This is a genomic window from Sphingobium sp. AP50 (assembly GCF_900109095.1).
GTDB lineage: Bacteria > Pseudomonadota > Alphaproteobacteria > Sphingomonadales > Sphingomonadaceae > Sphingobium.
The window spans coordinates 636443-650858 of record NZ_FNYZ01000001.1; the positions used below are offsets into that span (position 1 = coordinate 636443).

Consider the following 14416-nt stretch of genomic DNA (forward strand, 5'->3'; position numbering starts at 1 on the left):
ACGGTTTAATATGTCCTTGAGTCGCTTTGCCTTGGCCACCCGCATGGGAGGCGTGGCCTCATCTATCCTGATCCTGTCTGCCTGTGCGGCAGTGCCCGATCTGGGGCCGAAACCCGAAATGCGGTCGGCCCAGAGCGTCGCCGCCAGCAGCAGTCTTGCCGCTGCGCCGGCCGCCTGGCCCGGCGATGGCTGGTGGAAGGCCTATGGCGATCCGCAACTCGATCAGTTGATCGAGGAAGGCCTGCGCGCGTCCCCCGACGTGGCGATGGCCGATGCCCGTTTCCGCAGCGCCATGGCCATGCAGCGGCAGGCGGGTGCAGCGCTGCTGCCGACCGTCGATGCCGAGGGTAGTGCAGCGGCGACCAAGCAGAGCTATAATATGGGCACGCCCTCGGCTTTCGTGCCGAAGGGCTGGTTGGGCACGGGCCGTCTGGCACTGGATCTGGGCTTCGACCTCGACTTGTGGGGTAAGAACAAGGCGTCGCTGGCGGCGGCCACCTCCGAAGCGCGCGCCGCAACGATCGATACGCAGCAGGCGCGGCTGGTGCTCGCGACGGGAATCGCCGACGCCTATGCCGATCTCGCCCGTCTGCATGACGATGCGGAGATCGCCCAGCGGACGCTGGACCTGCGGCTGGCCAGCCAGAAGCTGGTGGCGGACCGGCGGCAAAATGGTCTGGAAACGCGCGGCAGCGTGCGTCAGGCCGATGCCACCGTGTCGTCCGCCAAGGCCCAACTGGCCGGCGCAAAGATGGCGATCGAACTGCGTCAGCATCAGATTGCTGCCCTGATTGGCGCAGGGCCGGATCGCGGCCTTTCCATCACCCGGCCGAAGATCGGCGCGCTGGCGCCGCTTGGCCTGCCGGCGGACGTGACGACCAATCTGGTTGCCCGTCGCCCCGATGTCGCCGCTGCGCTGGCCCGCGCGGAGGCGGCGGCGAGCCGGATCAAGGTGGCGCGCGCCGATTTCTATCCGGCGGTGCGGCTGAGCGCGCTGATCGGCGTGCAGTCGCTTGGCTATGACGCGATCTTCGCCGGCAACACGATCAACGGCACGAACAGGCCCTTCACCGACACGCTGTTTTCGAAGGATTCGATCTTCGGCAATGCGGGGCCGGCGATCAGCCTGCCGATCTTCCATGGGGGGGCTTTGCGGGCGCAATATCGCGGTGCCCGCGCCACCTATGACGAAGCGGTCGCTTCTTATGACAAGGCCGTGCTGGGCGCGTATCAGGAGGTGGCGGATGCCGTCACCACCCGCAAGACGCTGGACCAGCGCGTGACCGATGCGAAAGCGGCCGTTACGGCGTCGGAAGATGCCTATGCCATCGCGCAGAAACGCTACAAAGGCGGGCTTTCCACCTATCTCGACGTGCTGAATGTCGAGGATCAGTTGCTGGCCGCGCGTCAGCAGTTGGCGGGGCTGGAAGCCAGCGCCTTCTCCACCGATATTGCCCTTATCCGTGCGCTGGGCGGTGGTTTCACCGCAGGCGAACCCCTCTCCAAGGATCAACCGCATGGCTGACGCCGCCCTCGAAACCACCGAAGCGAAGCAGGAAGAGCGTCAGTCGGCGCGCAAGACATGGCTGATCCGCCTGGCGGTGGTCGTGATCGTCGTCGGGCTGCTGTGGGCCGCCTGGTATCTGCTGGTCGGCCGCAACCATGTCGGCACTGATAATGCCTATGTGAATGCGGAAATGGCGCAGGTCACGCCGCTGATCTCGGCCCAGGCCATCGAAGTGCTGGTCAGCGATACGCAGGCGGTTAAGAAGGGCGATGTTTTGGTCAAGCTGGACCCGACCAACGCCCAGATTGCCGTGGCGCAGGCGGAAGCCGATCTGGCCGATGCGCGTCGCCGCTTCCGCCAGACGCAGGCGACCAGCCAGTCGCTCGCCGCGCAGGTCGATGCACGTGGCGCGGATATCGTGCAGGCGCGTGCCCAGCTTGCCACCGCGCAGGCGGATTTCGACAAGGCCCGGATCGACCTGCAACGCCGTGAAGCGCTGGTGAATGACGGCGCCGTGTCGGGCGATGAAGTGACCACCGCGCGCAAGGGCTATGCCGCTGCCAAGGCGGCGCTCGATCTGGCCCGTGCTGGCGTTCAGACGGCGCAGGCGACCCGTGGCGCGGCCACCGGTCAGCTGGAAGCCAATGATGCGCTGGTGCGCGGATCGACCATCGACACCGACCCGGCAGTCATGGCGGCGCAGGCGAAGCTGGATTCGGCGAAGCTGGATCTGGATCGCAGCATCATTCGCGCGCCGATCGACGGTGTGATCACCAAGCGGCAGGTGCAGGTGGGCCAGCGCGTGGCGCAGGGCAATTCGATCATGACGATCGTTCCGCTCGGCCATCTTTATGTCGACGCCAATTTCAAGGAACGCCAGTTGCGTGACGTGAAGGTCGGCATGCCGGCAACCGTGACGTCCGACCTCTATGGCGGCGATGTCGTCTATCATGGCAAGGTTGTCGGCTTCTCTGGCGGCACGGGGTCGTCCCTGTCCCTGATCCCCGCGCAGAATGCGACCGGCAACTGGATCAAGATCGTGCAGCGCCTGCCGCTGCGCATTGCGCTCGACCCCAAGGAACTGGCTGCGCACCCGCTGCGTGTCGGATTGTCCATGGACGTCGAGATCGACCTGAGCGAAAAATAAGGGGCGCCCCGGCGATGGCTGGCGACGATATCTTCTCAAGGCTTTCCCCGCGCAGCCGGACGCTGGCGGGGCTGGTTCTGGCGCTTAGCAACCTGATGGTTGTGCTGGACCTGACGATCGCCAACGTGTCCGTCCCGCATATCGCCGGCAATCTGGGCATTTCGCCCGATCAGGGCACATGGATCATCACATCCTATGCCGTGGCCGAGGCTATCTGCGTCCCGCTGACCGGATGGCTGGCGATGCGCTTCGGCGTGGTGCGCATGTTCACGCTGTCGATGATCGGCTTCGGCCTTTTCTCGGTGCTGTGTGGCCTGTCCAGCACGCTGACGATGCTGGTCGCCTGCCGCATTGGTCAGGGCATTTGCGGCGGGCCGATCATGCCCATGTCGCAAACGCTGCTGATGCGTATATTCCCGCCCGAAACGCGCGGGCGCGCCATGGGCCTGTGGGCGATGACGACGCTGATGGGGCCGGCGCTTGGCCCGATCGTGGGTGGTTATATCAGCGACAATTGGAGCTGGCACTGGATCTTCTTCATCAACCTGCCGATCGCGGCGCTGTGCGTGTTTGCCGCGCAGGCGCTGTTGCGGCCGGTGGAGACGGATACGGCGAAGATACCGATCGACAAGGTTGGCCTGTTCCTGCTGGTCTTCTGGATCGGTTGTCTTCAGATCATCCTGGATATCGGGCGCGATCATGACTGGTTCGCCGATCCGATGATCGTGGCGCTGGCGCTGATGGCCTTTATCGGTTTCCTCGTGTTCGTCATCTGGGAACTGACCGAAGAACATCCAGTGGTCGATCTCCGCGTATTCCGCCATGTCGGTTTCAGCTCTGGCCTCTTCACCCTGTCGCTCTGTTTCGGCTCCTATTTCGCCAGTATCGTCGTCATCCCGCAATGGTTGCAGATGTCGATGGGCTACACCGCGACATGGGCCGGGATCGTGACCGCGATGACGGCGATGGCGGCCCTGTTCACCGCGCCGATCGCCGCCAGGATGATGACGAAGGTCGACGCGCGGCTGCTGATTTCCTGCGCAGTGGCGTGGATCGGCATCATGTCGCTGGTGCGGGCGCACTGGACCAGCGGCGTCGATTTCGGGACCATGATCGTTCCGCAATTCGTTCAGGGCTTTGCCTTGCCCTTCTTCTTCATTCCCTTGACCACATTGACGCTGGGGTCCGTGCTGCCCAGTGAAACGGCGTCAGCAGCGGGTTTGCAGAATTTCGTGCGGACCATGGCGACGGCGATCGCGACGTCTCTGGTGTTGACGGAATGGGGCGATTCCCAGCGCGTGTCGCGCAGCGAAATGGCGTCCGTCCTGCAACCCGACCAGACCCAGTCCGTGCTGACCAACCTGGGTTTCTCGATAGAGCAGGCACGGCAGACGATCTCCAATCTGGTCGAACAGGAAGCCACTGTGATCGCGGTCGATCATGTCTTCTTCATATCGGCGATCATCCTGTTCAGCGCGGCCGTGATCGTGTGGATCGCGCCCAAACCGCGCGCCAATGTGGATACGTCTGCGGCTCACTGAGGTAAGGTAATCCGACGGGTGATCCCGATGGCGTCGAGGAAGGCCGGATCGTGGCTGACCACGACCAGCGCGCCGTTGTAGGCGGCCAGCCCCTGTTCGATCGCAGCGATCGAATCAAGGTCGAGATGGTTGGTCGGCTCGTCCAGCAACAGCAGCGGCGGCACCGTGTCGCCACCCAGCACGCAGGCCAGAGCGGCGCGCAATTTCTGCCCGCCGCTCAGCGTCGCGACCCGTTGTAGCGCCAGGTCCGCCCGGAACCGGAAACGCGCCAGAGCCGCGTGAATGACGTTGCGTGTCGCGCCCGGATGCAGTCGCGCGAAATTGTCGGCGATGCTGCTTTCCGGATCGAGCAGGCTCGCCTCCTGATCCAGCAGGGCGTTGCTCTCCGGCCGATAGACCTGTCCGATGAGCGGCGCGATCTGACCGGCGATCAGATGCAGCAGCGTCGATTTGCCCGCGCCATTGGGCCCGGTGATGGCGATCCGTTCGGGTCCGGTGATCGTCAGGTTCAGGTCGCGAAGAACCGGATGGGCGGGATCATGACCAGCCGTGACGCCCTCCAGCCGCAGCAAGGTCCGGCTGGAGGGGAGATCGGCCGATGGCAGAGCGACGGTCAGCGGCGCCAGAATCTCGATCTTGCCGCGCGCCTCTGCGATAGCCTCCTGGGCCTGTTGACGCTGCTGGTCGCTGCGACGGGCGGCGTCTCCGCCGGATCGTTCCGCCTGCTCCTTGCGCCGGCCCAGCAGGATGCGCGGCATGCCGCCCTTGGCCGCCTGACGGGCACCGGCGCCGTCACGGCGTTGCTGGCGCTCGGTGGCTGTCTGGGCCTTGCGGGCGATGGTGGAGGCCTGCCGCTCGGCATGGTCGAGCATATCCTGCGCTGCTGCCAGTTCCACATCCTTGTGCGCGCGATAGGCTGACCAGTTGCCGCCATAGCGGGCGATGCCCAGGCTGGTCAGTTCGGCGATGGCATCCATGTTGTCCAGCAACGTGCGGTCGTGACTGACCACGATCGCGCCGCCGCGCCAGCGTTTCAGCAGGGCGGCGACGGCCTCCCGCCCTTCGGCATCCAGATGGTTGGTCGGCTCGTCCAGCAGCAGCCAGTCGGGTTGCGCGAAGACACAGGCCGCCAGTGCGGCGCGGGTGCGCTGGCCGCCGGACAGATGGGTGAGGTGCGTCAGGGGATCGGCGGTGAGGCCGACCTCCGCCAATGCGTCTGCCAGTCTGGCGGGCAGGGTCCAGTCGCATTGCTCCAGTTCGGCCATGGTGGCAGTGCCGGTTTCGGCCTTGTCGAGCAGAGCGAGGGCCGAGGCAACGCCGAACAGGTCGGCGATGGTCTGATCCGGGTCGGGGGACTGGCGCAGCATGGCGATAGTCCCATCGATCTGGACGCGCCCGGCCGAAGGCTGACGCTCTCCCGCCATCAGGGCGAGCAGAGTGGATTTGCCGACACCGTTACGGCCGATCAGGCCGATGCGTTCGGAGGTGAAGCGGAAGTCGAGGCCGGAAAGGACGGCTGTGCCGTCAGGCGCGGACCAGAAGAGGCCGGAAAGAAGAATGGCAGGCATGGACGAAAACTTTCCTGAAGGCAGAGCGGAGGGGCTGAGCGTTCAGGTTGATGTCCATGGCGGCGGTCCTTCGAAATAGCGCCCGTGGGGCGTGCGATGTCGGCAAGCATAGCGGAGCAGGGACGCGGCGGATAGCCTATTATGAAGTTAGGCCTGATGTCTTGTCACGCCTGATTCAGCGCTTTTCATATTTCCAGTTGCGGCCCTTGCCTTCCGCGATCCACTCGACCGCCTGGGCGATGCGCTTGTCGCGGGTGGCGTCGGTCTTCGCCTCGCCGATCCATTCGGCATAGTCGCGGACCTTGCCGGGCGGGAAGGCGGACCAGACGGCTTGCGCCGCCGGATTGGCGGCGATGGCGTCGGTCAGGGCCGGGTGAACGGGCAGCGCGGCGCGGGGCTGGCGGCGCTCCATCCATTGCGGTTTGGCGCCTGCATCGATCATGGCGGCGGCCCGGTCCAGCATGGCGCGCAATTCTTCGTCGGACGGCAGATCGGACAGGCTGGTGATTTTGCCCAGATGGCCCATGCCGCCCTTTTCCCTGCGGGCCTCCGTCTGATCCTCGCTATACCAGAAGCCGATCGCGGCATGGCTTTTGAAGGCGGCTATGGAAGCGAGATTTTTGGTGGCGTGGATGAAATGGGGGAAGCCCCATTTGATCGCTTCGGTCACGTCGGGCCGGGCGGCATGGACGAGAGTGCGGAAATGGGTGAGGATCGGCCGGGCGAAATCCGCTTGTGCGGCGATATAGGCGTCGATCCTGGCGGATTCGTCGGTCATCCAATCCCCCTCATCCAACTTCGCCTAACCGGCTTTGCCGGTAAGGCTGCGTATCCTTCTCCCCCCAAGGGGGAGAAGGTTTAAGACTTGTGCCGTGCCGTCAGCAGATAGTTGATCGCGGTGTTGGCCGACAGGGTGAAGCCCCGGCCGGGATCGAAGCTGAGGCCGATGCTGTCGGTGACCTCCAGCCCGGCCTGTTCCAGCAGCGCGGTCAGTTCTTCGGGCGTGATGAATTTGTGCCAGTCATGCGTGCCCTTGGGAATGCCGCCCACGCTTTCGCCGATGGTGATCATGGCGAGGCGGGACAGCGGTGTGCGGTTGGGCGTGGAGAGGATCATCATGCCATCGGGCGCCAGTTTCGCGGCCAGCGCGGCGATAAAGGTGGCGGGATCGGCGACATGCTCGATCACTTCCATGGATGTGACCAGATCATAGCCGCTATCGGCCATATCCTCGACCGGGGTGGCGCGATAGTCGATGGTCAGATGCTGGCCCTGTGCATGGGCTTGCGCCGCAGCGATATTTTCCGGCGCGGCGTCCAGGCCGGTGACGGCGGCGCCAAGGCGCGCCAGCGGTTCGGCCAGCAGGCCCGCGCCGCAGCCGACATCCAGCGCGCGCTTGCCGCCAAGCGGGCGGAAGGCCTGTTCGCTGCCCGGCCAGTGCCGGTCGATCGCGGCGCGGATATAGCGCAGCCGCACCGGGTTCAGCTTGTGCAGCATCGCGCTGGACCCATTGGGGTCCCACCAGTCGGCGGCCATGGCGCCGAAATGGGCGGCTTCCTTCGGGTCGATCGTGGCTGTGGCGGTTTCGATTGTCATATATGGCTTCTAGCAGGGCGAGACGCGCAGGCCAATGTCCGGCCTATCCCCTTGAAGCGAAAAGCCGTTGCGGCAGGGGGTGGCGGGACGGGCGCGAAGAACGGCAGGATTGCTTGCCATATCCGTCGCGGCTGCTAATAGGAGCGCCGTTTTGCCCCTTTGGGACATATTGTTTCACAAACTGGAATAGGTTCGACAAGCAAATGGCGCGCATCGTGATGAAATTCGGCGGCACCTCCATGGCGGGGATGGAGCGAATTCGCAACGTGGCGGCGCGCGTCAAACATGTCGTCGAACAGGGGCATGAAGTCGCCGTCGTCGTGTCGGCCATGGCAGGCGAGACGGACCGTCTGGTCGGTTTCTGCAAGGAAGCCTCCGCCCTCTACGATCCGGCCGAATATGATGTCGTGGTCGCCGCGGGCGAACAGATCACCAGCGGATTGCTGGCGATGACGCTCAAGGCCATGGGCGTGGATGCGCGCAGCTGGCTGGGCTGGCAATTGCCGATCCGCACGGTCGAGGCCCATGCCAAGGCGCGTGTCGAGAAGATCGATACCGGCGCGCTGCTGTCGGCCATGGGTGCGGGGCAGGTCGCGGTGATCCCCGGCTTTCAGGGTATGATGGCCGATGGCCGCGTGTCGACGCTGGGCCGTGGCGGGTCTGACACGTCGGCGGTTGCCGTGGCTGCGGCGGTCAAGGCCGATCGCTGCGACATCTATACCGACGTCGACGGCGTCTATACCACCGACCCGCGCATCGTCGCCCGCGCCCGCAAGCTGGACCTCGTCACCTATGAGGAAATGCTGGAACTGGCCTCGGTCGGCGCCAAGGTGCTCCAGACCCGATCGGTCGGCCTCGCCATGAAGGAAGGCGTTGTCGTACAGGTGCTTTCTTCCTTCGATGATCCCACCCAGGACGACCTCCCCGGCACGCTGATCGTGAGCGACGAGGAACTGGAAGCCAAGCTCAAGGAAACGAAGATGGAACGTCAGCTCATCACCGGCATCGCCCATGACAAGAATGAGGCGAAGATCATCGTCACTCGCGTCCCCGACAAGCCGGGCGCGGTCGCCAGCATCTTCGGCCCGCTGGCCGATGCGGCGATCAATGTCGACATGATCATCCAGAATGACAGTAAGGAGAAGGAAGAGACGGACGTCACCTTCACCGTGCCGCGCGCGGACCTGGCCCGCAGCGTCGACATCCTGGAAGGCCTGAAGGAAGAAATCGGCTTCCGCCGCATCATCACCGATACGCAGGTCGCCAAGATCAGTGTCGTGGGCGTGGGCATGCGCAGCCATCCGGGTGTCGCCGCCACCATGTTCAAGACGCTGGCCGAACGCGGCATCAACATCGAAGCCATCTCCACCAGCGAGATCAAGGTTTCGGTGCTGATCGACGAGGATGAGACGGAACTGGCGGTCCGCGTTCTGCACACGGCCTATGGTCTGGACGCCCCGGCGGCTTGATTTTTTGCCTCTCTCCGGTCAGGGGGGAGGAGATGAAGGGTGTAAGGGGGACTGCTGCGGCGCGCCCCCACCCCAACCCCTCCCCTGAAGGGGAGGGGCTTTTTGTGATTCTTGAAGGCTAAAGCTATGACCACCGCCAAACTCGCTTCCCTGATGGCTCGCGGCACCGAATTTTTCGGGTGCGAGAGCGCGATCCTGTGCGGGGCGATGAGTTGGGTCAGCGAGCGCAACCTTGTGTCGGCCATTTCCAATGCTGGCGGCTTCGGCGTGATCGCCTGTGGCGCGATGACGCCTGAGCTGCTGGACAAGGAAATCGCCGCGACCAAGGCGCTGACGAGCAAGCCGTTCGGCGTGAACCTGATCACCATGCATCCCCAGCTGTTCGACCTGATCGACGTGTGCGCCAAGCATGATGTCAGCCATGTCGTGCTGGCCGGTGGCCTGCCGCCCAAGGGCAGCATCGAGGCGATCAAGCAGAAGGGCGCGAAGCTGATCTGTTTCGCCCCGGCGCTGGCGCTGGCGAAGAAGCTGGTGCGATCGGGCGTCGATGCGCTGGTGGTCGAAGGCATGGAGGCGGGCGGCCATATCGGTCCGGTGGCGACCAGCGTACTGGCACAGGAAATCCTGCCGGAGATGGCAAGCCAAGTGCCGGTCTTCGTGGCTGGCGGCATCGGCCGGGGCGAGGCGATCGCCGCCTATCTGGAAATGGGCGCGGCCGGCGTGCAGCTGGGCACCCGTTTTGCCTGCGCGAGTGAGAGCATCGCCCATCCCGCGTTCAAGAAAGCCTTCTTTCGCGCGTCGGCGCGCGATGCCATCGCCAGCGTGCAGATCGACCCGCGTTTGCCGGTCATTCCGGTCCGCGCGCTCAAAAATGCGGGCACTGAAGCCTTTACCGCCAAGCAGCGCGAAGTCGCCAATCTGCTGGACAGTGGCGCGGTCGATATGATGGAGGCGCAGCTCCAGATCGAACATTATTGGGCCGGCGCGCTGCGCAAGGCAGTGATCGACGGCGATGTCGATGGCGGGTCGCTGATGGCGGGCCAGTCGGTCGGTATGGTGACCAAAGAAGAGCCGGTCGCCGACATCATTGCCGAGCTGATGGCGCAGGCCGCAACCGCTTTGGAGCGGCGAGCCGCCTGAAGGCTTGCGGTGAACGGAGCATAAGGCATATTTCCTCTGGCCCTAATGCCCGGCATGACCGGGGCAGAGTTCCATCGGAGAAGTTGATGTCCGCAACCCGCCGTTTCTATGGCCGGATTTCTTTGGTGTCGCTGGCGGTTCTGGCCGCCTGTTCGACGCCAAAGCCACCGCCACCGCCGCCGACCCCGCCGCCACCGGTGGTGCCCACCGTGCGTCCGGTGCCGCCAAATCAGGCAGCCGATAACATGTCGCTGCCGACCAAGGATGAAAGTGGCGATTATCTGACGCCCAATAAGGGCATCACGTCGAACACGGCGCTGTGGCATGTGCGCATGGCGCTGAACGTCGCGGCGCTCAATTGCGACCGGTTCGGCGATACGGCGCGCAGCCAGTATAATCAGATATTGGCGGTGCATAAGCCGATCCTGACCGCCGCCAACGCGGCCGTCGATCGCAACTATCGGGTGGCCTATGGCCGGTCCGGCGTGGGATCGCGCGAGCAGCTTAATACCGTGGTCTATAATTTCTTCGCCCTGCCGCCGGTGATCAAGAGCTTCTGCCCGGTCGCGGTCACGGTGGGGGCCAAGATCATGACGATGCCGTCGGATCAGCTGCTGGCCTATGCGCCCCAGGCGCTGAAGGAGCTGGAAAAGCCCTATCAGGAATTTTACGCCGCCTATGCCGATTATCTGCGGCGGCTGGCGGAATGGCAGTCGCGCTTTGGCGGGACGGTGACGGTCGTGGTGTCGCCCACGCCGCTGCCGCCGCCACCGCGTCCGCCGGCCGAAGTGCCGCCGGAAGGATGGCAGCCCAGTTCGACCAGCGCGGTGCAGAATATGGCGCCGCCGTCGGCTGCTGTGCCCGCTCCAGTACCGGCTGCGACCGGGACGATGGCAGGGCCGCCCGATGTCGCGCGCACGCTGCCGGACAATAGCGTACCCAAGCTGGTGGTGCAGCCTGTGCCGACCACGTCCGACCAATAACGATCAGTCGCGCGCGTCGAAATGGGCGCGCGCGGCCTCCACAGTCTCCAGATTGCGTTCGGCCCAGACCCAGACGCCGCAAAAGGCGGCGCTCAGGCTGTTGCCGAGCGGGGTCAGCGCATAATCGACGCGCGGCGGCACCACCGGATGCACGGTGCGGGTCAGCAGGCCGTCGCGCTCCATCTGGCGCAGCGTCTGGGTCAGCATCTTCTGGCTGATGCCCTCCACCTGTCGGCCGATTTCGGTGAAGCGCAGCGTGCCCTTCTCCTCCAGCAGTTCCAGCACCAGCAACGTCCATTTGTCGGCGATGCGGCCGATCAGGTCGTTGACGAGTCGTTCGATGCGCGGATCGATATCGCTGGGTGGTTCATGCGCCAGATAATACTCTGCCTGCGCAATATCGTCGGCGGCGAAGCGGGATTGCAGCGGATTTGCCATTTCTAACCTTTAGGTAACTACAGCACTTTCCGGTGCCTACTTTCTAAAAGAGAGTATAGGTCTAAATTGCCTTTCAAGCCAATCGAAAGGAGCTTCCCCATGAAGAATGCAGGCAACACCATCCTCATCACCGGCGGCGGATCGGGCATCGGCGCGGCGCTGGCGCATGAATTTCATGCCGCGGGCAATCAGGTGATCATCGCCGGGCGGCGTCAGGCAGCGCTGGACGCGGTCGTGGCGGCGCATCCCGGCATGGCGTCGATGACGCTCGACATGGAAGACCCGGCGGCGATCATCGCCTTCGCGGCGAAGCTGGTCGCGGATTTCCCGGCGCTCGACGCCGTGCTGCTGAACGCCGGGATCATGGTGGCGGAAGAGAAGATCGACCTTGCCATCGCGGAGGCCACGGTGGCGACCAATCTGCTTGGCCCGATCCGACTGGCCCATGCGCTGTTGCCGCATCTGGAGGCGCAGCCGGCCGCGACGATCCTGACCGTGTCGTCGGGCCTGGCCTTCGTACCGCTCGCGGCGACGCCGACCTATAGCGCGACCAAGGCGGCGATCCATAGCTGGTCGATCGCGCTGCGCGAACAGTTGAAGGCGACCAGCGTGGACGTGGTCGAGATCGTGCCGCCCGGCGTACAGACCGACCTGATGCCCGGCCATGCCGAAAATGAGCAGATGATGCCGCTGGCCGACTTCATCGCCGAAACCATGGCGTTGCTGCGGCAGGAACCGACGCCCGACGAAATTCATGTCGAGCGGGTGAAGTTTCTGAGTGAAGCCACGAAGCGCGGCGACTTCGCGCAGGTGTTCGGGATGCTGAACGGGGGGCATTGAGGATAGGTGCTCCTGCGAAAGCAGGAGCCCAGTATGCAGGGCGCTTCGTTCGGCCCTGGGCTCCTGCTTTCGCTGGAGCACGGTGATTGGTGGGCTTGCCTCTTGCAAACGGCAAGCCTATCTCACTCCCGACAAGCGAGGCCACGTCCTCCCCCGCATCGCGCGGGTTTCAAGTCCGGGACGGCCCGGCTCTCTTGAGGAGAGCCATCATGGCCTGGATTGCGTTATTTTTTGCCGGTTTGCTGGAAATCGTCTGGGCCTTTGCGATGAAGCAGTCGCAAGGGTTCACGCGACTGATCCCCAGCCTGATCACGCTGGGTGCAATGATCGCCAGCTTCGGCTTGCTGTCGTTGGCGATGCGCAGTCTGCCGCTTGGGACGGCCTATATGATCTGGACGGGGATCGGCGCCCTGGGCGCGTTCGCAGTGGGTGTCGCTTTTCTGGGCGAGGCGATCAGCCCGGCGCGGCTTGTGGCGGCCGGGCTGATCCTGTGCGGTCTGGTGCTTATGAAACTGTCTGCGCAGGGTTGACCATGTCGGGCGCCTTGGGGGGCAGGGGGAAGAGCGTGGCGAAATGTTCGCCCAGTGCCGTGTCTCCCTCCACCGTCAGGGCGCCCGTCATGTCGACATAGCGCGCGCCGCCATAGAGGACCGCGACCAGCGCATTCTGGTCGCCGCGCAGAATTGTGTCCGCACCGGCCGCGTCGTCCCGGTCGATCAGGAAGTCGCCGTCCCTGAGCGTGGCGCGAAATTCCTCCTCGCCGAAGCGGAAGCCGATTGTAGCGTCGAGATCGCCGATGCGGCTGCGGTCGATCATCGTGCGCATCGACAGGACCACTGATACCGGGCTCATCGGCTTGCCCGGCTGCATCGTGGGCGACCGGCAGGCCCAGCGGCCCAGCACCTGAAAGAGAATTTCCGATTCGCGGCCCCAATCAGTCAGCTCGTAAATCTGGCTGGCGGCGGGCGGGGGCAGGCGGCGGCGGACCAGGATGCTGGACGCTTCCAGTTCTTCCAGCCTTTGCGTCAGCACATTGGCGCTGATTCCGGGCAGGCCGGCGCGCAGGTCGGTGAAGCGCCTTGGCCCCAGCATCAGTTCGCGCATGATCGGCATCGCCCAGCGATCGCCGATGATATCGAGCGCATGGGCGACGGCGCAACCGTCCTGATAGGCGCGTTTCTGACTCATTGGTTATCTTTTCTAACTTAACTATTGCACAAAATAATCATCAGGCGCAAAAAGTTCAAGCGGTGAGTCGCAGGATCAGGCGATCGCCCGGAAAATTCAGAGGAGAAGCGTGATGGCCAATGAACCCGCTCCGAAGATGATTTTCGTCAACCTGCCGGTCAGAGATTTGTCCGCTGCGATCGCTTTCTACGAATCGGTCGGCGCGGTGCCGAACCGGGATTTCGCTGACGACAATGCGCAGATGCTGACATTCTCCGAGACGATCCATGTGATGCTGCTCACCCATGATCGATTCCGCAGCTTCACACCGCGCGCCATTCCCGATGCGCATGAAACCGCACAGGTGCTGCTGTGTTTGAGCGAGACGAGCCGCGACGCGGTGAATGCGACGGTGGACAAGGCGCTGGCGGCGGGCGGCAGCGAACCCAATCCCCGGCAGGATCATGGCTTCATGTTCGGCCGCAACTTTGCCGATCTGGACGGCCATATCTGGGAAGTGATGTGGATGGACATGGACGCCATGATGGCGGCCGGTCAGCCCGCCGAAGCATAAGCAAGCCGAAGAGGAGAGAGAAAATGGCCTATATGGACGGTTTCGTGATCCCGGTGCCCAGGGGCAATAAGGAGCGCTATCGTGAGATAGCGGCCTATGCCGCGCCGATCTTCATCGAATATGGCGCGCTGCGCGTGGTGGAATGCTGGGCGAACGATATCAAGCCGGGCAAGGTCAACGACTTCCGGACCGCCGTGATCGCGGAGGAAGATGAGGAAGTCGTCTTTTCCTGGATCGAATGGCCCGACAAGGAAACCCGCGACGCCGGGGCCGAGAAAGTCATGAAGGATGAACGCATGCAGCCCAAGGAGGGCGAGGACATGCCCTTCATCGGCGCGCGGCTGATTTATGGCGGGTTTGAGGTGCTGCTGGACGCGAAGGCTTAGAAGGTCGTGTTCCGGCGAAAGCCGGAGCCCAGCATATATGGCATTCCGTTCGGCTCTGGG

The 14416-nt window shown here is 64.1% G+C and carries 15 protein-coding genes; 10 read left to right on the plus strand and 5 right to left on the minus strand.

The features are described 5' to 3' along the window. The first annotated feature begins 10 nt into the window (after positions 1-10). From BMY84_RS03200 to BMY84_RS03210, 3 genes are read left to right on the plus strand one after another with little or no spacing between them, the layout of a single operon-like run. Positions 11-1525, plus strand: coding sequence for an efflux transporter outer membrane subunit (locus BMY84_RS03200; protein ID WP_093080460.1), 1515 nt, complete (start codon positions 11-13; stop codon positions 1523-1525). Further along, the gene (locus BMY84_RS03205; protein ID WP_093080463.1) at positions 1518-2654 is read left to right on the plus strand and encodes an EmrA/EmrK family multidrug efflux transporter periplasmic adaptor subunit; all 1137 of its coding nucleotides are present in this window, start codon (positions 1518-1520) and stop codon (positions 2652-2654) included. Before BMY84_RS03200 ends, BMY84_RS03205 begins: the two co-directional genes overlap by 8 nt. Before the next feature lie 14 nt (positions 2655-2668). After that, entirely contained in the window at positions 2669-4195 is a 1527-nt protein-coding gene (locus tag BMY84_RS03210) for a DHA2 family efflux MFS transporter permease subunit (RefSeq protein WP_093080465.1), read from the plus strand. Here BMY84_RS03210 and BMY84_RS03215 read toward each other — a convergent pair. The 3 genes from BMY84_RS03215 to ubiG all read right to left on the minus strand — a co-directional run bounded on the left by BMY84_RS03215 (position 4189) and on the right by ubiG (position 7359). Beyond that, positions 4189-5763, minus strand: coding sequence for an ABC-F family ATP-binding cassette domain-containing protein (locus tag BMY84_RS03215; RefSeq protein ID WP_093080468.1), 1575 nt, complete (start codon positions 5761-5763; stop codon positions 4189-4191). The genes BMY84_RS03210 and BMY84_RS03215 overlap by 7 nt on opposite strands. Positions 5764-5938: 175 nt before the next feature. Next, positions 5939-6541: a YdeI/OmpD-associated family protein gene (locus tag BMY84_RS03220; RefSeq protein WP_093080471.1), complete on the minus strand. Its 603-nt coding sequence runs from the start codon at positions 6539-6541 to the stop codon at positions 5939-5941. 80 nt (positions 6542-6621) lie between these two features. Continuing rightward, positions 6622-7359 (minus strand): bifunctional 2-polyprenyl-6-hydroxyphenol methylase/3-demethylubiquinol 3-O-methyltransferase UbiG, encoded by a 738-nt coding sequence (gene ubiG, locus BMY84_RS03225; RefSeq protein WP_093080473.1) that lies wholly within the window; start codon positions 7357-7359, stop codon positions 6622-6624. Positions 7360-7562: 203 nt separating this feature from the next. On the opposite strand from ubiG, the gene BMY84_RS03230 reads away from it, so the two are divergent. The 3 genes from BMY84_RS03230 to BMY84_RS03240 all read left to right on the plus strand — a co-directional run bounded on the left by BMY84_RS03230 (position 7563) and on the right by BMY84_RS03240 (position 10951). Continuing rightward, a complete protein-coding gene (locus BMY84_RS03230; protein WP_093080476.1) occupies positions 7563-8828 on the plus strand; it encodes an aspartate kinase in 1266 nt (421 codons plus the stop codon). Positions 8829-8954: 126 nt separating this feature from the next. After that, positions 8955-9968, plus strand: coding sequence for an NAD(P)H-dependent flavin oxidoreductase (locus BMY84_RS03235; protein ID WP_093080479.1), 1014 nt, complete (start codon positions 8955-8957; stop codon positions 9966-9968). Between the two features lie 86 nt (positions 9969-10054). After that, positions 10055-10951, plus strand: coding sequence for a hypothetical protein (locus BMY84_RS03240; RefSeq protein ID WP_093080481.1), 897 nt, complete (start codon positions 10055-10057; stop codon positions 10949-10951). Positions 10952-10954: 3 nt separating this feature from the next. On the opposite strand, the gene BMY84_RS03245 is transcribed toward BMY84_RS03240, so the two are convergent. Then, entirely contained in the window at positions 10955-11389 is a 435-nt protein-coding gene (locus tag BMY84_RS03245) for a winged helix-turn-helix transcriptional regulator (RefSeq protein ID WP_093080484.1), read from the minus strand. A 99-nt stretch (positions 11390-11488) separates the two neighbouring features. Here BMY84_RS03245 and BMY84_RS03250 point away from each other — a divergent pair, with 99 nt between their 5' ends. Continuing rightward, positions 11489-12229, plus strand: a complete 741-nt coding sequence (locus tag BMY84_RS03250) for an SDR family oxidoreductase (RefSeq protein WP_093080486.1) — start codon at positions 11489-11491, stop codon at positions 12227-12229. Between the two features lie 209 nt (positions 12230-12438). Beyond that, positions 12439-12759: a DMT family transporter gene (locus BMY84_RS03255; RefSeq protein ID WP_093080489.1), complete on the plus strand. Its 321-nt coding sequence runs from the start codon at positions 12439-12441 to the stop codon at positions 12757-12759. On the opposite strand, the gene BMY84_RS03260 is transcribed toward BMY84_RS03255, so the two are convergent. Beyond that, complete coding sequence (locus tag BMY84_RS03260) at positions 12734-13417, minus strand: winged helix-turn-helix transcriptional regulator (RefSeq protein WP_093080491.1); 684 nt, start codon at positions 13415-13417, stop codon at positions 12734-12736. The two genes, BMY84_RS03255 and BMY84_RS03260, sit on opposite strands and share 26 nt — an antisense overlap. Before the next feature lie 112 nt (positions 13418-13529). Here BMY84_RS03260 and BMY84_RS03265 point away from each other — a divergent pair, with 112 nt between their 5' ends. After that, on the plus strand, positions 13530-13970 hold the full coding sequence (locus tag BMY84_RS03265; RefSeq protein WP_093080494.1) for a VOC family protein: 441 nt from the start codon (positions 13530-13532) through the stop codon (positions 13968-13970). 23 nt (positions 13971-13993) lie between these two features. Next, positions 13994-14356, plus strand: coding sequence for a DUF1428 domain-containing protein (locus BMY84_RS03270; RefSeq protein ID WP_093080498.1), 363 nt, complete (start codon positions 13994-13996; stop codon positions 14354-14356). The last annotated feature ends 60 nt before the right edge of the window (positions 14357-14416 follow it).